Annotated in this window: 14 protein-coding genes and 1 pseudogene; 10 read left to right on the top strand and 5 right to left on the bottom strand. The window is 71.7% G+C overall.

Going from position 1 to position 19,529, the window contains the following annotated elements; genetic code table 11:
- Nucleotides 1-59 precede the first annotated feature (59 nt).
- Entirely contained in the window at nt 60-1,292 is a 1,233-nt protein-coding gene (locus tag TAE01_RS06825) for an MFS transporter (RefSeq protein WP_147064748.1), read from the top strand.
- 80 nt (nt 1,293-1,372) lie between these two features.
- Here the strand turns inward: TAE01_RS06825 and TAE01_RS06820 are convergent, their stop codons facing one another.
- Both TAE01_RS06820 and TAE01_RS06815 read right to left on the bottom strand, forming a co-directional pair.
- Entirely contained in the window at nt 1,373-3,019 is a 1,647-nt protein-coding gene (locus TAE01_RS06820; RefSeq protein WP_147064746.1) for an FAD-binding dehydrogenase, read from the bottom strand.
- 25 nt (nt 3,020-3,044) lie between these two features.
- The gene (locus TAE01_RS06815; protein ID WP_147064744.1) at nt 3,045-3,593 is read right to left on the bottom strand and encodes a DinB family protein; all 549 of its coding nucleotides are present in this window, start codon (nt 3,591-3,593) and stop codon (nt 3,045-3,047) included.
- 129 nt (nt 3,594-3,722) lie between these two features.
- Between TAE01_RS06815 and TAE01_RS06810 the strand changes: the two genes are divergently transcribed.
- The 6 genes and pseudogenes from TAE01_RS06810 (at nt 3,723) to TAE01_RS06790 (ending at nt 9,180) form a co-directional block, all read left to right on the top strand.
- Nucleotides 3,723-4,331, top strand: coding sequence for an ATP-dependent Clp protease proteolytic subunit (locus tag TAE01_RS06810; protein ID WP_147064742.1), 609 nt, complete (start codon nt 3,723-3,725; stop codon nt 4,329-4,331).
- Nucleotides 4,328-4,966: pseudogene (locus TAE01_RS06805) on the top strand (ClpP family protease). Before TAE01_RS06810 ends, TAE01_RS06805 begins: the two are co-directional and overlap by 4 nt.
- A 185-nt stretch (nt 4,967-5,151) precedes the next feature.
- On the top strand, nt 5,152-5,280 hold the full coding sequence (locus TAE01_RS21055) for a hypothetical protein (RefSeq protein WP_281289270.1): 129 nt from the start codon (nt 5,152-5,154) through the stop codon (nt 5,278-5,280).
- A 3-nt stretch (nt 5,281-5,283) separates the two neighbouring features.
- Nucleotides 5,284-7,248 (top strand): hypothetical protein, encoded by a 1,965-nt coding sequence (locus tag TAE01_RS06800; RefSeq protein WP_147064740.1) that lies wholly within the window; start codon nt 5,284-5,286, stop codon nt 7,246-7,248.
- Nucleotides 7,249-7,442: 194 nt separating this feature from the next.
- Entirely contained in the window at nt 7,443-8,192 is a 750-nt protein-coding gene (locus TAE01_RS06795) for a D-Ala-D-Ala carboxypeptidase family metallohydrolase (protein WP_147064739.1), read from the top strand.
- Between the two features lie 34 nt (nt 8,193-8,226).
- A complete protein-coding gene (locus TAE01_RS06790) occupies nt 8,227-9,180 on the top strand; it encodes a phage tail tip lysozyme (protein WP_147064737.1) in 954 nt (317 codons plus the stop codon).
- 40 nt (nt 9,181-9,220) lie between these two features.
- Here TAE01_RS06790 and TAE01_RS21050 read toward each other — a convergent pair whose 3' ends face one another.
- On the bottom strand, nt 9,221-9,628 hold the full coding sequence (locus TAE01_RS21050; RefSeq protein WP_147064735.1) for a helix-turn-helix domain-containing protein: 408 nt from the start codon (nt 9,626-9,628) through the stop codon (nt 9,221-9,223).
- A 296-nt stretch (nt 9,629-9,924) separates the two neighbouring features.
- Between TAE01_RS21050 and TAE01_RS06780 the strand changes: the two genes are divergently transcribed.
- Nucleotides 9,925-11,022, top strand: coding sequence for an ATP-binding cassette domain-containing protein (locus tag TAE01_RS06780; RefSeq protein ID WP_246111190.1), 1,098 nt, complete (start codon nt 9,925-9,927; stop codon nt 11,020-11,022).
- Complete coding sequence (locus TAE01_RS06775) at nt 11,019-11,876, top strand: ABC transporter permease (protein ID WP_186815073.1); 858 nt, start codon at nt 11,019-11,021, stop codon at nt 11,874-11,876. The genes TAE01_RS06780 and TAE01_RS06775 overlap by 4 nt, the downstream gene beginning before the upstream one ends.
- 28 nt (nt 11,877-11,904) lie before the next feature.
- On the opposite strand, the gene TAE01_RS06770 is transcribed toward TAE01_RS06775, so the two are convergent.
- Nucleotides 11,905-12,966: a class I mannose-6-phosphate isomerase gene (locus TAE01_RS06770; protein ID WP_246111189.1), complete on the bottom strand. Its 1,062-nt coding sequence runs from the start codon at nt 12,964-12,966 to the stop codon at nt 11,905-11,907.
- An 80-nt stretch (nt 12,967-13,046) separates the two neighbouring features.
- Nucleotides 13,047-14,078, bottom strand: coding sequence for a LacI family DNA-binding transcriptional regulator (locus tag TAE01_RS06765; protein WP_246111188.1), 1,032 nt, complete (start codon nt 14,076-14,078; stop codon nt 13,047-13,049).
- Between the two features lie 246 nt (nt 14,079-14,324).
- Between TAE01_RS06765 and TAE01_RS06760 the strand changes: the two genes are divergently transcribed.
- Nucleotides 14,325-19,445 (top strand): GH92 family glycosyl hydrolase, encoded by a 5,121-nt coding sequence (locus TAE01_RS06760; RefSeq protein WP_246111187.1) that lies wholly within the window; start codon nt 14,325-14,327, stop codon nt 19,443-19,445.
- The last annotated feature ends 84 nt before the right edge of the window (nt 19,446-19,529 follow it).

Here is a 19,529-nt window from a genome sequence, read left to right as displayed (position 1 = left end):
GAAAGCAGAGAGGCTCGGCCCGGACGATCGCGTCCCGCCCGGAAGGACTCGGAGAACCCATGCCACTCGGTCTCATCGCCCTCGCCCTCGGGGGCTTCGGCATCGGCCTGACGGAGTTCGTCATCGCCGGCCTCATCAGCACAGTCGCCACCGACATGGGGGTCAGCATCCCCACGGCCGGCTACCTCATCAGCGGCTACGCCCTCGCCGTCGTCGTCGGGGCGCTCGGCCTCACGCCGGTGCTCGGTGCCTGGCGGCCCAAGCGCGCGCTCCTGGCGCTCATGGTGCTCTTCGTCGTGGGCAACACGCTCTCGGCGGTCGCCACCGGCTACGGCATGCTGCTCGCCGGACGCGTCGTCGCGGCGCTGGCCCACGGCGCGTTCTTCGGCATCGGCTCGGTGCTCGCCGCCTCGCTCGTGCCCGCGGACCGCAAGGCCGGCGCCATCTCGATCATGTTCGGCGGCCTGACGCTCGCCAACGTGCTCGGCGTCCCACTCGGCACCTTCGTCGGGCAGCAGTGGGGCTGGCGAGCGACCTTCGCCGTCATCGCCCTGGTCGGCGTCGTCGCCGCGGCAGGCATCGCGGTCCTCGTCCCGGACACTGCCGAGACGAGGGACGGTGAGCCGGGTGAGCCGGCCCAGCCCGTCGGACGCGCCGCGACCCTGCGTGCCGAGCTCGCGGCGTTCCGCAACCGCCAGGTCTGGCTCTCGCTCGCCATGACCGTCCTCGTCTTCGGCGGCATGTTCGGTGCGTTCATGTACGTCGAGCCGCTCCTGACCCGCGTCACCGGCTTCGGCGAGTCGGCCGTGCCGTGGCTGCTCGTCCTCTTCGGCGTCGGGCTCTTCGTCGGCAACCTCCTCGGCGGCCGCTGGGCCGACCGGGCCCTCGCCCGAACGCTCGTGGTGCTGACGCTCGCGCTGGCGGTCTCGCTCGTCGGGTTCGCGCTGCTCTCGGGCAGCAAGGTCGGTTCGGCGGCGATGCTGCTGGCCATGGGCTTCTTCGGCTTCGCCACCGTGCCCGGCCTGCAGATGCGCGTCCTCGGTCACGCGTCCGGCGCCCCGACCATGGCGTCCTCGGCCAACATCGCCGCCTTCAACGTCGGCAACTTCCTCGGCGTGTGGATCTCCGGCCTCGCGATCAGCGCCGGCCTCGGCTGGACCTCACCGCTCTGGGTCGGCGCGGCCTTCGCGACCCTGGGGCTGGTCGTCCTCCTCGTCGCCACCTCGGCTGAGCGCCGGACGGCCCCGGTCCCCGCCCCGAGCGTGCACGACGAGCCGGTCGTCATCGGCTGACGTGCCCGCGTCCCCGTTCGAGGTGATCCCGACAGGCCCGTGGCCGCCGGGGTCACCTCGACCGGCAAGAAGGGGGGAGGTCAGAGGGCTGCGGCGACCGCGCGGCCGGCGGACCGGCCGCTGAAGAGGCAGCCGCCGAGGAAGGTGCCCTCGAGGGAGTTGTAGCCGTGCATGCCACCACCGCCGAAACCGCTGACCTCGCCCGCGGCATACACCCCGGGCAGCGGCTCACCGCCGGCGCGCAGCACGCGTCCGGCGAGGTCGGTCTCGAGGCCGCCGAGAGTCTTGCGGGTCAGGATGTTGAGCCGCACCGCGATGAGCGGGCCCGCCTTGGGGTCGAGCAGCCGGTGCGGGCTCGCGACGCGGATCAGCCTGTCGCCCCGGTAGTTCCGCGCCCCGTGGATCGCCGTCACCTGGGCGTCCTTGCTGAAGTCGTTGGCGATCTCGTTGTCGCGCGCGACGATGGTGCGCCGCAGGGACCCGACGTCGACGAGGTCGTCGCCGGTCAGGGCGTTCATGCCCCGGACGAGCTCGTCCAGCGTGTGGGCCACGACGAAGTCCTCGCCGTGCCGCTTGAACGCCTCGACGGGTGCCGGCGCCCCCTTGCGGGCCCGGCCGAGCACCTGCTTGACGTCCCTGCCGGTGAGGTCGGGGTTCTGCTCGGAGCCCGACAGGGCGAACTCCTTCTCGATGATGCGCTGGGTCAGCACGAACCACGAGTAGTCGTGGCCGCTGCGCATGATGTGGCCGAGCGTGCCGAGCGTGTCGAACCCCGGGAAGTACGGCGCCGGGAAGCGGCGTCCCCGCGCGTCGAGCCACAGCGACGACGGGCCGGGGAGGACACGGATGCCGTGGTTGTCCCAGACGGGGTCCCAGTTGCGCAGGCCCTCGGTGTAGTGCCACATCCGGTCCGGGTTGATGACGTGACCCCCGGCAGACTGGGTGATGCCGAGCATCCGGCCGTCGACGTGGGCCGGGACGCCCGCCACCATGCGCGCGGGCGGCGTCCCGAGACGCTCGGGCCACACCTGGCGCACGAGGTCGTGGTTGCCGCCGATGCCGCCGCTCGTGACGATGACGGCCTGGGCCGTGATCTCGAAGTCCCCGACCTCCTCGCGACTGCTCGGCCGACCTCGGTCGACGCCGTCGGGAGCCAGGATCCGACCGCGTATGCCGGTGACGGCGCCTGCGGTCACGACGAGCTCGTCGACGCGGTGACGGAAGGCGAACGTCACCCGGCCGCTCGCCACGGCCGCGCGGACCCGCCGCTCGAACGGCTCGACGAGACCGGGACCGGTGCCCCACGTGATGTGGAAGCGCGGCACCGAGTTGCCGTGGCCCTCGGCGCGCCCGTCCCCGCGCTCGGCCCAGCCGACGACGGGGAAGAGCCGGTGCCCCTGCTCGTGCAGCCAGGCTCGCTTCTCGCCGGCCGCGAAGTGGAGGTAGGCCTCGGCCCACTTGCGGGGCCAGAAGTCCTCGTCGCGGTCGAACTGCGCCGAGCCCATCCAGTCCTGCGTCGCGAGCTCGAGGCTGTCCTTGATGCCCATTCGGCGCTGCTCCGGGCTGTCGACGAGGAAGAGCCCGCCGAAGCTCCAGAAGGCCTGGCCGCCGAGGGACTGCTCGCCCTCCTGGTCGACGAGCACCACGCGTTTCCCGCGGTCGGCCAGCTCAGCGGTGGCGACGAGCCCGGCCAGACCGGCACCCACGACGACGACGTCGGCTTCCATGGGTCCGATCATGTCATCCGGGCGGTCACTGGCCGGTCGCGCCGTCGACGCACTCCCGGAGCAGGTCCGCGTGGCCGCAGTGTCGTGCGTACTCCTCGATGAGGTGGACGAGGACCTCGCGCAGGTTGATCGGGTTGGCCGGGTCGAGGCTGACGAGGTCGAGCGACTCGGCCGCCGCGACGAACGCGTCGCCGTGTGCCGTCTCCTCGCGCCACCGTGTCCACGCCTCGGTGACGACGGACTCCTCGCCGACGGCCCCGGTGAAGTCGGCGTCGCGGTCGTCGGGCCGGCGGTAGAGGTAGGGCGTGTCGTCCCCGGCCATGACGCGCCGCCACCACGTCTGCTCGACCTGCGCGAGATGGCGCACGAGTCCCAGCAGCGACATCGTCGACGGTGGCACCGACCGCATGGCGAGCTGCTCCGGCTCGAGCCCGGAGCACTTCAGCTCCAACGTCAGCCGGTAGTTGGCCAGGTAGTCGAGCAGGGTCGTCCGCTCGTCGCCGAGGAGCGCCTCCTGCGACCGTGGGTCGTCCTCGGGGTCGACCCACATGTCGGGATACGTGTCTCCGGCCATGCGACCCATCGTCGTGCCCGGCGAGCCGACGCGCCAGCGGGATATCGGCAGGGTGGCCTACGCTGTCGGCTAATCTGCCCGTGGCGGAGCGGGATCCCGGACCTGGACCGCAGTCCCGATGCTGGGTGGATGACCGACATGCCCATCCCCGCCGCCCTGGACGACCAGCTCTCGATGCAGCTGCTCCACCAGCGGATCATCGTCCTCGGGGCGGAGGTCGACGACCCGATCGCCAACCGGATCACGGCCCAGCTGCTCCTGCTCTCGGCGCGCGACCCGCGTTCCGACATCAGCCTCTACGTCAACAGCCCCGGCGGCTCCGTCACCGCCGGGCTCGCCATCTACGACACGATGCGGGTCATCCCCAACGACGTCTCCACCCTCGCCGTCGGGTTCGCGGCCTCCATGGGCCAGTTCCTGCTCGGCGCGGGAACTCCCGGCAAGCGCTTCGCGCTGCCCAACGCGCGGATCATGATGCACCAGCCGTCCGCCGGCATCCAGGGCACCGCGGCCGACGTCGAGGTCCAGGCCGCCAACCTCAAGGCCGTCAAGCGCCGCGTCAACGAGCTGCAGGCCGAGCACACCGGCCAGACCGTCGAGCAGGTCACCCACGACAGCGAGCGCGACCGCTGGTTCAGCGCCGAGGAGGCTGCGGCATACGGGATCGTCGACCACGTCGTCACGTCGCTGACCGACGTGCGCCCGGTCGGCGTCGAGCGCAAGGTCGGACTGCGGTGAACGGGTCACGGTCGCAACCCGTGGCGAGCAGCTACACGATCCCCTACGTCATCGAGCGCACCCCGGCAGGGGAGCGCAGCCTCGACATCTACAGCCGGCTGCTGCAGGAGCGGATCATCTTCGTGGGCAGCGAGATCGACGACGGCGTCGCGAACGTCGTCATGGCGCAGCTGCTCCACCTCGCCGACATCGCACCCGACCGGGAGGTCTCGCTCTACGTCAACAGCCCCGGCGGCTCGTTCACGGCACTCATGGCCGTCTACGACACGATGCAGTTCGTGCCGTCGCCCGTCGCGACGTACTGCCTCGGGCAGGCCGCCTCGGCTGCGGCCGTGCTCCTCGCGGCAGGGGAGCCGGGACGGCGTTTCGCCCTCCGGCACTAGCGCGTGCTGCTCCACCAGCCGTCTGCGGGCGGACAGGGGACCGTCAGCGACCTCGCGCTCCAGGCGGACGAGCTGCTGCGCGTGCGCGCCCAGGTCGAGGAGGTGCTGAGCCAGCACACCGGACGGTCCGTGGCGCAGCTGCGTCTCGACACCGACCGCGACGCGGTGATGACCGCGCAGCAGGCGGTCGACTTCGGCATCGTCGACCACGTCGTCGAGCGTGCCGTGGAGGCACGGCTGGACGGTGCCTGAACCCCGTCTTCACCGATTCTGTGGACACGCCCTGACGGGCGGTGCCAGAGTTCGAGGTGCACGTCTGAGCGACCCGGCGCCGAGGGCCCTCACCTGTTCGTCCATCCTCGCCCGCCCCCGGCGCGCCCCCTCGTCCATCGACCGGACCTGCCCCGGACGGGCTCCACTTCCTCGAAGGGGAGCTCATGGCTGGTTCTCGTACGTCGCGCCGCAGGCGCATCAGTGCCATCTCCGTCCCGGTCCTCGCGGCAGCGGCCCTGGGACTCTCCATGACCCAGACCGCCGCCCACGCCGACCCCGGTGCCTCTGCCTGACTCGTGGGCACCTCCACCGCGACGACGGGGGCGTTCACCCCGTCCGGCAGCAACGACGCGACCCAGACCGAGTTCGTCGGCGAGACCGACGACCAGGCCGCCACCCCGACGTATCCCGGCACCATCACCGATCGCGGCCTCTCCAACGGGCACACCTCGGGGAAGTCGGTCAGCGTCCACAGCGGGCAGAAGGCCAAGTCCAAACCCCAGCTCGGCAGCTCCTTCGAGGGGCTCAACCTCTTCCAGCAGAGGTATGCCCGCGGCGGCAACCAGTTCACGGTCGAGCCCCCGGACCAGGCCCTCTGCGTCGGCAACGGCTTCGTCCTCGAGGCCGTCAACGACGTCCTCAACGTCTATGACAAGAACGGTGCCTCGCAGCTGCCCGACAACACCGCGACCAACATCGTCTCGGGGTTCCCCACCGACGTCGGCCACGCCGTCGACCTCAACTCCTTCTTCGGCTACGCCCCCGCGATCAACCGGTCTACCGGCGTGCGAGCCCAGAGCATCACCGACCCGGTCTGCCTCTTCGACGCGGCCACGCAGCGCTTCTACGTCGCCGTGCTCACCCTGGAGTCCAGGCCCAACGGGTCGCTCACGCTGGTGAACCACCTCGACGTCGCGGTCAGCCAGACGGCGAACCCGACCGGCTCGTGGAACATCTACAAGCTCGACGTCACCAACGACGGCACGAACACCGGTGGCGCCAACCCCGGCCCCTACCTCGGCGACTACCCGCACATCGGTGCCGACGCGAACGGGATCTACCTGACGACGAACGCCTACCCGTGGAACTCTGGCGGCTTCGCCGGGGCGCAGATCTACGCGCTCTCGAAGTCCCAGCTCGCCGCCGGTGCAGCGACCGTGACGACGCGGCACATCGACACGTCCGGCACCGTCGCGCTCCCGAGCGACGCCGGCGCCACGCAGCCCGGGTTCACGGTCTGGCCCGCACAGTCGCCCGGCACCGGCTCCTTCGAGACGGCGGCGAACGGCACGGAGTACTTCATGAGCTCCACCGCGGCCGACGAGGCCACGCACCCGGTCGCCGGGACCGGCGGCAACTACGTCTCGAGCACGGTCGTCGTGTGGGCCCTGACCAACACGGCGTCGCTCGGCACGTCGACCCCGGCCCTGTCCCTCAGCAACAGGGTCCTGCCGTCGGAGACGTATGCCATCCCGCCGAAGGCGCACCAGAAGGGTGCCGGCACGACGCCCACGACCGACACCCCGCAGGGCTACTGCATCAACGACACGACGACGCCGACGATCGCAGGTGTCGGCTGCTGGCGGCTCCTCTTCGGTGGCCAGCCGGCGCACGACGAGGTCGTCTCCACGCCCGACTCGAACGACACCCGCATGCAGCAGGTCATGTATGCCAACGGCAAGCTCTGGGGTGCGCTCGACACCGCGCTCAACCCTGACGCCGGGGCGCAGCGAGCCGGCATCGCCTGGTTCATCGTCAAGCCGTCGACGACCTCCGGGTCCCTGTCGGCCAAGATGGCGCTGCAGGGCTACCTCGGCCAGGCCGGGCACGACCTGACCTACCCGGCGATCGGGGTCACCGCGAGTGGTCGAGGCGTCATGGCCTTCAGCGCCACCGGCGACACGCAGTTCCCGAGCGCCGGCTACGCGGCCATCGACGCCCTCGTCGGGACCGGCCCGATCTCGATCGCGGCCGAGGGGCAGGCCACCGACGACGGGTTCACGAGCTACAAGGCCCAGGTCGGCAGCCCGCCTCGCACCCGGTGGGGCGACTACAGCGCGGCCGCCGTCGACGGCAGCTCGATCTGGATCGCGAGCGAGTACGTCGCCCACGCGTGCGACTACGCGACGTGGGGTGGCCGTTTCCTCGGCGCGACCACGGGTGACAACAAGCTCGGTACGTGCGCGGCGTCGCCCGGAGCGGCGGGCACCCGTGCGGCACTGGGCAACTGGTCGACCCGAGTGAGCCAGGTGACGCCCTAGCGGCGTCCCCGGGGAGGGGGTGGCGGTGGCGCAGGGAGGCGCCATCGCCACCTGCCGTCCGCCCGCGTCGACCGCGTGACCCTGACCTGCCGACGAGCGCATGGGGAGTTCTCCCCATGCGCTCGACGCGCGAAACCGTGACGAATCGGACACGCTCGGCAGGTAGGTCCACGCACCACGCGAAAGGAACCAGCATGCGCAGGAGCACACTCACCCACGCCTTCGCCGCCGTCGCCCTCGTCCTCGGTGGACTCGGCGTCGCCACCGCGACCGTCACCGCGACGGCCCCCGCTGCCCACGCCGACGAGTGCTACTCGTGGCCCCGCACCCTCGCGTCCGGCGCCTCCGGCTCGGACGTCACCGAGCTGCAGGTCCGCGTCGCCGGTTGGGTCCCCCGTGGCCAGGTCATGGCCGTCGACGGCTCCTACGGGGCACAGACCACGGCGGCCGTCACGAACTTCCAGAAGGCATACGGCCTCACCGCGGACGGCGTCGCGGGCCCCGCGACGTTCTCCACCATCTACGCCCTGCAGGACCCCGACTGCTCCCCGGCCCACTTCAGCTACGCCGAGGCGAGCGAGAACTGCGGCAAGGGCTTCACCGGCACGGCGGCCAACAGGGAGAACATGAAGCGGGCGCTCTGGCGCGCGGAGGCGTTGCGCCACCAGCTCGGCGACCACCCGCTCCGGGTCACCTCCGGGTTCCGCGATGCTGCCTGCAACGCCTCGGTCGGAGGTGCGAGCAACAGCGTGCACCTGAGCGGTGGGGCGCTCGACCTCGTGCCCGGTGACGGCGCCACCTCGATCTGCAGCATCGCCAAGCAGGCTCGCTCCGCCGGCTTCGGCGGGATCTTCGGTCCGGGCTACCCGGCCCACGACGACCACGCCCACGTCGACATCCGCACCACGATCACGTGGGACGCCGACGTGTGCGCGGGCTGGTGACCCCGTGCGGAGCCGGAGAGAGAGGGTCCGTCCGATGACGCCCACCACCCCCCGGCGCGCCGTGGCGGGCCTGCTCGTCGGTGTGGCCGTCGCCGTCCTCGGCGTCGTCGCGGCGCCGAGCGCCCTCGCCGCCTCGAACGACGAGATCGCCTTCGACTACTTCGTCGGCAAGGGCCTCACCGAGCGCCAGTCCGCCGGCATCGTCGGCAACCTCATCCAGGAGTCGGGCAGCCCGATCAACCCCTACGCCGACCAGCCCGGCGGTCCGGGCATGGGCATCGCGCAGTGGAGCGAGGGAGGCCGCTGGGACACCGACTCGCGGGACAACCTCGTCTGGCACGCCGGCCTGAGTGGCAGCAGCCGCTACAGCCTGAGCGCCCAGCTCGACTTCACCTGGTACGAGCTGTCGACGTTCAGCGGCTACGGCCTCGCGGACCTCAGGGCCTCGACGTCGGTCGACTCGGCGACGACCGTCTTCATGCAGAAGTTCGAGCGGTGCGGCACGTGCGCGACGACCCAACGCATCGCCTATGCCGACGACGTCCTCGCCCGGTACGGCACGGGGGGCACCGGCGGGGGCACGACGGAGACGAGTCTCCCGGTGCTGCGCAGCGGAAGCAGCGGGACCGCGGTGCGCACGCTCCAGTACCTCCTCCGGGCCTCCGGGCGCAGCGTCACCGCTGACGGATCATTCGGCGCGGCAACGGATTCCGCCGTGCGCAGCTACCAGTCGGCGCACGGCCTCACCGTCGACGGGGTCGTGGGCGACACCACGTGGTACTCGCTCCTGCCCGTGCTGCGTCAGGGTGCGAGCGGCGACGCCGTCACGGGCCTCCAGCGCGAGCTCGTCGACGCCGGCTACGCGCTGACGGTCGACGGGTCGTTCGGCCCCGCGACGGACTCGGCCGTGCGGGACTACCAGTCGAAGACGGGTCTCGTCGTCGACGGAGTCGTCGGCAACAACACGTGGGGCAGCCTCGTCGACTGAGGTGGGACCGCTCGTCCGGTCCCGGCCGGGTCGGTGCTGCTCAGGCGACGAGCAGCACCGACCCGGCCGCGTCGGAGAGCGTGCCGGTCGGGGCGGGCGCCGCCGCGGGGGAGGCGATGCTCGTGCCGACCCGCGAGGTGAGGTCGAGGACGCGACCGCCGGTGGCGCCGTCGGTCGTCAGGTCGCGCAGCTCCCGGTGGGCCGCGCCGACGAGCCCGGTGATGCTCGACCCGAGGGCGACGCAGACCGCCTCGAGCACCTCGGACGACGGTTCCTTGAGGCCGCGCTCGACCTCGGAGAGGTAGGCGACCGAGATGCCGGCCCGGGCGGCGACCTCGGCGAGGGTGCGGGCCTGCCGGGTGCGCAGGCCGCGGAGCAGCCGCCCGTAGACCTCACGCAGCAGCGGGGTGCGGACGCCGGGGCGCGGACGCGGGGCGATCTGGGTCATGGCCGTCTCCGATCTGGGTGGTGCCTCCAGCGTCGCACGGGAGCGTCCGGATCGTGCCCGGTCAGCCCACCGACGGCGTATGCCGTGGGCGAAATCCGGCCGATCCCGTCGGGACGCGGGTGGTTGAGGAGAAAAATGTTGACGGCGTTCACTTCGTGACCGACGCTGTCGGTGACGACGTCTACGGTCGTCGCACGCAGCACCTCACGCCCACACCCTCGCACCCTCACACCCCTCACACCCTCACACCCACGAATGACCCACGTGTCGCCGACGCACCACCGGGGAGCCTTCACATGACCATCACCACCGACGCGCGCGTCGTGCGCGACCGGTTCACGGGACCGGCCATCGAGGCCGAGCACCTCGTCAAACGCTTCGGCGACACGACCGCCGTCGACGACGTCAGCTTCTCCGTGCCGCAGGGCACGGTTCTCGGTCTGCTCGGGCCCAACGGCGCCGGCAAGACCACCACCGTCCGCATGATGACGACCCTGAGCCGTCCGACGAGCGGGTCCGCCCGCGTCGCCGGGCACGACGTCGCCCGCGAGCCCGAGCTCGTGCGCCGCAGCATGGGGCTCACCGGCCAGGCCGCCACGGTCGACGAGCTGCTGACCGGTCGGGAGAACCTCCGGCTCATGGGCTCGCTCTACGGGCTGCCCAAGGGCGAGGTGCGCCGCCTCTCCGACGAGCTGCTCGAGCGCTTCTCGCTCACCGACGCGGGCCACAAGGTCGTCAAGGACTACAGCGGGGGCATGCGCCGCCGCCTCGACCTGGCCGTCAGCCTCATCGCGACCCCGCCGGTCCTCTTCCTCGACGAGCCGACAACGGGCCTCGACCCGCGCAGCCGCGTGGAGCTGTGGGACGTCCTGCGCGGGCTCGTCCGCGACGGCACCACCCTGCTGCTGACGACCCAGTACCTCGAGGAGGCCGACCAGCTCGCGGACCGGATCGTCGTCATCGACCACGGCCGGATCATCGCCGAGGGCACGCCGCTCGAGCTCAAGGACCAGTCCGGCCAGGCAGCGATCGTCCTCACGGTCTCGCACGCCGACCAGGTCGAGGCGGCTCGCGCCCTGCTCTCGGCCCACGTCGAGGGGGTCCACGTCGACGTCGCGGCCCGGCGACTCACCGCCCCGGCCGAGGGGCTGCACGACATGACCCGCGTCGCGGCGGTCTTCGAGCGCAGCGAGATCGTCCTCGACGACCTCGGCCTGCAACGACCCAGCCTCGACGACGTCTTCCTCAGCCTCACCGGGCATCGCGCCGAGTCGGACACCGCGTCCGGGGACCCCGGCGACACCGGCGACACCCGCGACACCCGCGACACCCGCGACACCCGCGACACCCGCGACCCCGCCGACACCAGCTCCACCGCCGAGGAGTCCCGATGACCGACCGCACCCTCACCACCACCGCCCGGGTCAGCACCCGGCCCGGCCCGCACGACTACGAGCCGCCCGGTCGCCCCCGACAGATCGCGACCATGGTCTGGCGCAACCTCAAGCACATCAAGCGCCAGCCCGAGATGCTCACCGACGTCACCATCCAGCCCGTGATGTTCGTCCTGCTCTTCGCGTTCGTCTTCGGCGGGTCGATCCGGACCGACAGCGGCTCCTACCGCGAGTGGCTGCTGCCCGGCATCATGGCCCAGACGATGGCCTTCTCCTCGTTCATCGTCGCCATCGGCCTCAACATGGATCTCGGCAAGGGCATCATCGACCGGTTCCGGTCGCTGCCCATCGCCCGGTCGTCGGTGCTCGTCGGACGCAGCATCTACAGCCTCATCCACTCGAGCATCGGCATCTTCGTCATGTCGGTGACCGGTCTCGCCATCGGATGGCGCATCCGGGGCGGCGTAGGGCCGGCGCTGCTCGCGTTCGGCCTGCTGCTGCTCTTCGGCTTCGCCATGATCTGGATCGGTGTGCTCGTCGGGTCCTCGATGCGGTCACCCGAGGCGGTCAACGGGCTGATGTTCACGACCATCTTCCCCGTCACCTTCCTGGCCAACACCTTCGCGCCGACCGAGGGGATGGTGTCGTGGCTGCGCACCGTGGCCGAGTGGAACCCGATCAGCTCGCTCGTCCAGGCGATGCGTGAGCTGTGGGGCAACGTGCCGCCCGCGCCGGCCGACGCGGCCCTGCCGCTCCAGCACCCCGTCCTGACCACCCTCATCTGGTCGGTGCTCATCACCGCCGTCGTGGCGCCGCTCGCCGTCCGGGCCTTCGTGCGCCGGACGACCGACTGACCCGGCGCGACCCGGCGGGCCTGCCGGCTCAGGCCGACGGCATACAGCGGATGACGGTGAGCTCGCCCTCGAGGCGCACGTCGCCGGCGCCGTGGGGCACGAGCAGGACGTCGCCCCGCCCCACCTCGGTGGTGCGGGGCGGGCCCGTTCCCGTCGTCAACGTGCCGTGGCCCTCGACGACGACGGCGACGGCGAAGGCCGCCGCACCGGTGGCGGGCGCGTCGGGCCTCGCCCGCAGCACCTCGGCGCGGAAGAACTCCGCAGCATCCTCGGGCAGCGCGTGTCCGGTGCCGCCGACGTCGGTCCACCGCCGGCGCAGGGCCGTCAGTCCCTCGGCGGTCAGGGGGCCACGGTCGACGCTCTCGAGCGCACGGGGGATGTCCAGGCCGAGGAAGGCGTGCGCCTGCTCGAGGCCGAACCGTCGGTGCTCGAGCATGACCGACAGGTCGGTCGGCTCCTGCAGCTCGAGCACGAAGACGCCCTCACCGATGGCGTGGGGCTGTCCGCCGGGCACGAGCAGGGCGTCGCCCGCGGAGACCTCGATCCGGTTGAGGGCCGTGAGGAGCCGATGGTCCTGGGCCTCCACCAGATCTGCGAGCTCGTCGGCCGGCAGCTCGTCGCGGAAGCCGAGCCAGACGCACGCGCCGGGTGCGGCATCGAGCACGATCCACGCCTCGGTCTTGCCGTGCGCGCAGTCGAGGTGGGCGGCCGCGAAGGTGCGGTCGGGGTGAGAGTGCACGGGCAGGCGTTCGCCCGCGTCGAGCAGCTTGGTCAGCAGGCCCGGCTCGACACCGTGGGCAGCGAGGTGCGCGGCGCCGAGCCAGTGCTCCGGGTCGGCGGCGAGGGCATCGGGCAGCCGCGTGCCGTCGTCGAGGACGGTGACGCCGTCGCCGCCCTCGGCGAAGAGCCGGGTGGTCGACGCGAGCCAGTCCTCCGGGCGGTGCCCGTCGAAGTCCGGCGGAACCTCCAGCCCGCGGAAGGCGAGGATGCGCTCGCCCCCGCGGTAGAAGCGGTGCGGGGTGTTGAGCGGCAGGCGGCTCATGACACGGGCGGCGTGGCTGGTCTCGTCGGGCACGGTCGTCTCTGACACGGGCGGGAGCTCCTTGGGTGGGTGCGGGAGAGGTGCGGCGCTCGGGGTGCTGGGGGAGGGGCAAGCGGTCGGGGGTGACGTCAACGGCCCAGGGGAGCTCGCCGGAGGCCTGAGGCGCGGACGATGAGCCGGGTCGGCATGACGACGGTCTGGGCCGGGGACTCGTCGCCGAGCAGGCGGGCGAAGAGCTGCTGGGCGGCCTTCTGTCCCATGGCCGCCGGGTCCTGGTGCACGACGGTGACGGGAGGGTCGATGAGGGCGGCCAGCTCGAAGTCGTCGAAGCCGACGAGCGACAGGGGCAGTCGCAGCTCGCGCAGGGCGAGCAGGACGGCCAGGGTGATCCGGTTGTTGCCCGTGATGACCGCGCTGATCGGCTCCGGACCGGCGGACCACGGGATCAGGGTCTCCCGCACGGACCCGACGGTGTGCGGTCCCATCGAGACGCGGGGGCTGCTCGGGAGCCCGAGGCCCTCGTGCGTCGCGACGAACGCGTCACGGCGCTGCCGCGCCGTCCAGAACGCCGGGTCGTCGCCGTAGAAGGCGATGTTGCGGTGACCGTGGGCGACGAGGTGCTCGACCGCGCTCCGGATGCCGCCCTGGTTGTCGCTGAGCACCGTGTCGCGGGGCGTGCCGCGCACCGGACGGTCCATGTAGACGATGGGGGTGTGGCTCGCCTCGAGGACGGCGTCGGACGAGGCGCTCTCGTCGGCGGGGACGACGACGATGCCGTCGACGCGGCGGCCCACCAGGGCCTCGATGACGGCGCGCTCGCGTGACGGCGACCCCTCGGCGGACGCGGTGATCAGCTGGTGCTGCCGGATGCGGGCCTCGCGCTCGACCGCCGCCCCGATCTGGGAGTAGAAGGGGTTGGCGAGGTCCTCGACGACGAGGGCGATGGTGAAGGTGCGGCCCTGGCGCATGAGGCGGGCCCCGTCGTGCCGGCGGAAGCCGAGGCGCTCGATGACGGCTCGGACGCGCTCCGCGGTGTCGGGGCGCACGCCCGGCTCGTGGTTGACCACGCGCGAGACGGTCTTGACCGAGACGTGGGCCTCGGCGGCGACGTCAGCCATGGTCGGGCGCACGGCTGTCCGGTGGTCAGACAACGCTGTCATTCCCGCAGTCTGACCACAGCGCGCTGGCGAGTGCAACGCGAGAGGTCACGAGAGCGACCGGGACGACCCGTTCTGTCCGATCTGATGTCCGGACTGGACAGGATCGGTTCGGGCTGTTGACGCCGTTTGTCCCCGGCGGCGAGTCTCGCCACGTCGGTCGCGGCTCGGGGGTCGCTCGCACCGACCTGCTCACCCCACGGCACCAGCTCACTTCAGCACGGCTCAACGACGAGCACGGAGGCACCCATGTCCATGAGATCCGGGATCCACAGAGGCGTCATCGCCCTGGCAGTCCTGGCCACGTCGACCGCAGGCGCGGTCGCCGGTCCCGCCCACGCGACAGCCCTCGGCAGCACGGCCGCGGCGCCGCTCTCGGCGCCCGCAGCCGATGCCGGCGCGGGTGACTTCTCGACCTCGTTCGAGGCCGGTCAGCCCCAGCCCCAGCTCTCGACCGTCGAGGTCGCGGGCGGCGCGCCCCGCCAGCAGAACGTCTCGGGCACCGCGAGCTCGGACGGCAGCCTGCTCGGCTCGGTCGTCGGAGTCACGGCGAGCGCGGAGAACACCCCGGGCGAGGTCGCGGCCAACCTCGCCGACGCCAACCCCGACACCAAGTGGCTCGCCTTCGCCTCGAGCGGATGGGTGCGCTACCAGCTCGGCACCCCGGCCAAGGCCGTGCGCTACTCGTTGACGTCGGCCAACGACTCACCCGAGCGCGACCCCAGGGACTTCACCCTGCAGGGCTCGACCGACGGCACGACGTGGACCGACCTCGACCGCCGGACCGGCATCGACTTCTCGGGTCGTTTCGCCAAGCGCACCTTCGACGTGACGACCCCGGCGACCTACGCGTACTACCGGCTCAACGTGACCGCCGTCCACTCCGGCGGCATCGTCCAGCTCGCCGACTGGGACCTCTCGGACGGCAGCACCGGGTCCGGCCCGGCGACGCCGATGCGCACGGTCGTCGGGTCCGGCCCGATCTCCGGCTTCAACATCAAGCCGCTCGTCGGCTGGACCGGTGTCAAGGCCCTGCGCTACTCCGGTGGCCACACGGCCGACGGTCGCGGCTACGCGTGGAACCGGCTCTTCGACGTCGACCTGCCGGTCACGTCGACGACGCGCCTCAGCTACAAGATCTTCCCCGACATGGTCGCCGGGGACCTGAAGTACCCCTCGACGTATGCCGCTCTCGACGTCCGGTTCACGGACGGCACCTACCTGTCCGACCTCGGCGCCGACGACCAGCACGGCGTCGCAGCGAGCCCGAGCGGCCAGGGCAAGGGCAAGATCCTCTACGCCAACCAGTGGAACGCCGTCTCGGTCGACGTCGGCAAGGTCGCCGCGGGCAAGACCATCGACCGCGTCCTCGTCGGCTACGACAACACCGGTGGGGCCACGAAGGACACCCGGTTCGGCGGCTGGATCGACGACGTCTCGGTGCAGGCGAGTCCGGCGGCCGTCGACGGCGCGGACCTGACGAACTACGTCGACGTGCGGCGCGGCACCAACGCCTCGGGCAGCTTCTCGCGCGGCAACAACCTCCCGATCAGTGCGCTGCCCAACGGCTTCACGTTCTTCACGCCGGTGACGAACGCCAACTCGCAGTCGTGGGAGTACTACTACCAGTCCGCCAACAACGCAGCGAACCTCCCGGTGCTGCAAGGGCTCGCGATCTCCCACGAGCCGAGCCCCTGGATGGGTGACCGCAACCAGATGTCGGTGATGCCGTCCGTCGCGACGGGCACCCCGACGGGCAGCGCGTCCGGTCGTGGGCTCGCCTTCGACCACGCGACCGAGGTGGCTCACCCCGACTACTACAAGGTCTCCCTCGCCGGCGGTCTCACGGCCGAGACGGCACCGGCCGACCACGGCGGTGTCTACCGCTTCACCTTTCCGGCGTCCGCGAGCAAGGGTCACCTCGTCGTCGACACCATCGACGACAACGGGACCTTCACCGTCGACCCGGCCACCGGCACCATGACCGGTTGGGTCGACAACGGCAGCGGCCTGTCCGCCGGCCGCAGCCGGATGTTCGTCTACGGCACCTTCGACCGACCCGCCACCGCGGTCGGCACCGCACCGAACGGTCACGCCGGCACCCGCTACGCGACCTTCGACACGAGCGCCGACAAGCAGGTCACGCTCAAGCTCTCGACGTCGTTCATCTCGCTCGACCAGGCGAGGAAGAACCACGCCCTCGAGCTGGCGGGCCGTGACTTCGACGCCGTGCGCGCGGCCGCCAAGGCCGCCTGGAACGCCCGTCTCGGCGTCGTCAGCGTCAAGGGAGCCAACGACTCCGAGCGCACGACGCTCTACTCGAACCTCTACCGCCTCAACCTCTACCCCAACAGCCAGTTCGAGAACACCGGCACGGCAACGGCTCCGCACTACCAGTACGCGAGCCCTGTGGCGGGCAAGGCCGGTTCGCCCACCGCGACGACGACCAACGCCGCGGTCAAGGACGGCAAGATCTACGTCAACAACGGCTTCTGGGACACCTACCGCACCGTGTGGCCGGCCTACAGCCTGCTCTACCCGGAGGTGGCGGCCGAGATCGCCGACGGCTTCGTGCAGCAGTACCGCGACGGCGGCTGGGTCGCGCGGTGGAGCTCGCCGGGCTACGCCGACCTCATGACCGGCACGAGCTCCGACGTGGCGTTCGCCGACGCCTACGCCAAGGGCGTCAAGCTGCCCGACCCGCTCGCGGCCTACGACGCGGCCGTGAAGAACGCCACGGTGCTCCCGACCTCGAGCGCGGTCGGCCGCAAGGGCCTCGACACCTCCACCTTCCTCGGTTACACGAGCACCAGCACCGGTGAGAGCGTGTCGTGGGGTCTCGAGGGCCTCATCAACGACTTCGGCATCGGGACCATGGCGGCCAAGCTCGCCAAGGACCCCGCCACGCCGGAGACGCGCCGTGCCCAGCTGGCCGAGGAGTCGAAGTACTTCCTCGAGCGGTCGACGCACTACGGCAACCTCTTCAACCCGAAGGTCGGCTTCTTCCAGGGCCGCGCCGCCGACGGCAGCTTCCCGTCGACCTTCGACCCGGAGGCCTGGGGCGGGGACTACACCGAGACGAACGCCTGGAACTTCGCCTTCCACGCGCCGCAGGACGGCAACGGCCTCGCCAACCTCTACGGCGGCCGGGACGCGCTGGCCAAGAAGCTCGACACGTTCTTCGCGACGCCCGAGACGGCGACGAAGCCCGGTGGCTACGGCGGCGTCATCCACGAGATGCTCGAGGCGCGTGACGTCCGGATGGGCCAGCTCGGCCAGAGCAACCAGGTCAGCCACCACATCGCGTACATGTACGACTGGACCGGCCAGCAGTGGAAGACGGCCGAGAAGGTCCGCGAGATCATGCGTCGCCTCTACGTCGGCGGCGAGATCGGGCAGGGCTACCCCGGTGACGAGGACAACGGCGAGATGTCGTCGTGGTACGTCCTGTCCTCGCTCGGCATCTACCCGCTGCAGGTGGGGTCGGCCAACTGGGCCGTCGGCTCGCCGAAGTTCGAGCAGGTGCGCGTCAAGCGCACCCAGGGCGACCTCGTCGTCAACGCGCCGGGCAACTCCGAGAAGAACATCTACGTGCAGGGCCTCACCGTCAACGGCGCCAAGCACAAGAGCGTCTCGATCAGCCAGGACGAGCTCACCGGTCCGACCACCGTCGACTTCGCGATGGGCGCCACGCCCTCCGACTTCGGCTCCCGCGCCCAGGACGCCCCGCCGTCGCTGACGCAGGGCACGGCGGCACCCCAGCCGCTCAAGGACGCGACCGGCCCCGGCCGCGGCACCGCGACGGCGACCGACCTCGCGTCGGGCGACGACGCCAAGGCGCTCTTCGACAACACGTCGCGCACCGGGGTGTCGTTCACCTCGGCCACCCCGTCGGTGACCTTCGCCCTGTCGGGCGTCGGCCAGCGGGCGACGTGGTACACCGTCACCTCCGGGCCGAAGGCCGGCGACCCGTCGGCGTGGCGCCTCGAGGGCAGCAAGGACGACGGCAAGACGTGGCAGACGCTCGACACGCGTACCGGCCAGGTCTTCCCGTGGCGGGTGCAGACGCGCCCGTTCGAGATCGCCCACGCGGGTACGTTCACGAGCTACCGCCTCGTCGTCACGGCCACGGCCGGGAGTGCGGCGCCCAACCTCTCCGAGGTCGAGCTGCTCACCGACGGGTCCAAGGCGCAGAACACCGGCATCAAGGTCTCGGCAGCCGAGCCGTTCGAGGTCGCCGAGGACACCGCGTGGTCGGGCACCGTCGCGACCTTCTCCGGTGGCGTCGGCCAGGGGCAGGACCCGTCGGCCACGGCCACGGCGACCATCGCCTGGGGTGACGGCACGAGCTCTGCCGGCACCATCGAGGCCGGCGACCTCGGGTCGTTCACGGTCCGCGGCTCGCACACGTGGGCGACGCCCGGTCCGTACCAGCCGAAGGTCACCGTCACGACGTCGAACGACAGCGGCTCCGCGCTCGGCGCCGCCACCGTGCACCAGGCGTCCAAGCCGGCGTATGCCGCAGGGTTCGACTCGGTGTGCTTCGGCAACGTCGGCGACTCGGTCCCCTGCGACGGCGACCGGGCAGGCCTGTCCCGCGACGCGCTCGTGGCGGCGGGCGGGATCCCGGGCAGGCTGCTGACCGTGCCGGGCACCGACCTGCGGTTCTCGATGCCCGGCATCCCGGTCGGGGACAAGGACAACGCCACGGGGGCGGGTCAGACCCTCCCGGTGACCCTGGCCCCCGGAGCGACGAAGCTGTCGCTCATCGGCACGGCGACGCAGACGAACCAGGACACGACCGCGACGGTGAACTTCACCGACGGCTCGAGCACGAGCTACCCGGTGCAGTACGGCGACTGGTGCGGGTCGCCGCAGTTCGGCAACGTCGTCGCGATCCAGATGGCCTACCGCCTCAACGGCACCGGCACCGACTCGTGCCAGGTCAAGCTGTTCGCCACGGCTCCGCTCGCGGTCCCCGCGGGCAAGACGGTCGCGTCGGTGACGCTGCCGACGCAGACGGGTGACCCGAAGACGGCGGGCCGGATCCACGTCTTCGCGGTGGCCGACAACGGCTCGGCCCTCGGGGTCACGGCCGGCGCCGACACCACCGCCAAGGCCGGTGCCAGCACCGACGTCACGCTGGGCACGGCGAAGGGCGGCGTCCCGGCGTCGACCGGCTACACGGCCCGGGTCCAGTGGGGCGACGGCACGGTGACGGAGGACGCGGCGGTGACGACCGCCTCGGACGGCACGGCCACCGTCGCGGGCGGCCACGCCTGGGCGGCCGCCGGCACCTACACGGTGCGGGTGCTCGTCTCCGACACCCGGTCCGACGTGCTCGCCTCGCTCACGGTGACGGTCGGGTAGCCGAGCCCTCGCGGTGCGCGGGACACGCCCCCGCGCTCTGCCCACGACGGGCCACGCACCGGGTCTCCACCCGGTCCGTGGCCC

The sequence above is a fragment of the Terrabacter aerolatus genome (genome assembly GCF_007991735.1).
Taxonomy (GTDB): Bacteria; Actinomycetota; Actinomycetes; order Actinomycetales; family Dermatophilaceae; genus Terrabacter; species Terrabacter aerolatus.
This window is presented reverse-complemented; position numbering and strand designations above follow the sequence as displayed.

Excerpts from the sequence above, each read along its gene's own strand:
- TAE01_RS06795 (WP_147064739.1), top strand. The coding sequence starts at position 7,443 with ATGCGCAGGAGCACACTCACCCACGCCTTCGCCGCCGTCGCCCTCGTC.
- TAE01_RS21055 (WP_281289270.1), top strand. The coding sequence starts at position 5,152 with ATGGCTGGTTCTCGTACGTCGCGCCGCAGGCGCATCAGTGCCATCTCC.
- TAE01_RS06780 (WP_246111190.1), top strand. The coding sequence starts at position 9,925 with ATGACCATCACCACCGACGCGCGCGTCGTGCGCGACCGGTTCACGGGA.
- TAE01_RS06810 (WP_147064742.1), top strand. The coding sequence starts at position 3,723 with ATGACCGACATGCCCATCCCCGCCGCCCTGGACGACCAGCTCTCGATG.
- TAE01_RS06820 (WP_147064746.1), bottom strand. The coding sequence starts at position 3,019 with ATGGAAGCCGACGTCGTCGTCGTGGGTGCCGGTCTGGCCGGGCTCGTC.
- TAE01_RS06790 (WP_147064737.1), top strand. The coding sequence starts at position 8,227 with ATGACGCCCACCACCCCCCGGCGCGCCGTGGCGGGCCTGCTCGTCGGT.
- TAE01_RS06765 (WP_246111188.1), bottom strand. The coding sequence starts at position 14,078 with ATGACAGCGTTGTCTGACCACCGGACAGCCGTGCGCCCGACCATGGCT.
- TAE01_RS06825 (WP_147064748.1), top strand. The coding sequence starts at position 60 with ATGCCACTCGGTCTCATCGCCCTCGCCCTCGGGGGCTTCGGCATCGGC.
- TAE01_RS21050 (WP_147064735.1), bottom strand. The coding sequence starts at position 9,628 with ATGACCCAGATCGCCCCGCGTCCGCGCCCCGGCGTCCGCACCCCGCTG.
- TAE01_RS06760 (WP_246111187.1), top strand. The coding sequence starts at position 14,325 with ATGTCCATGAGATCCGGGATCCACAGAGGCGTCATCGCCCTGGCAGTC.
- TAE01_RS06815 (WP_147064744.1), bottom strand. The coding sequence starts at position 3,593 with ATGGCCGGAGACACGTATCCCGACATGTGGGTCGACCCCGAGGACGAC.
- TAE01_RS06775 (WP_186815073.1), top strand. The coding sequence starts at position 11,019 with ATGACCGACCGCACCCTCACCACCACCGCCCGGGTCAGCACCCGGCCC.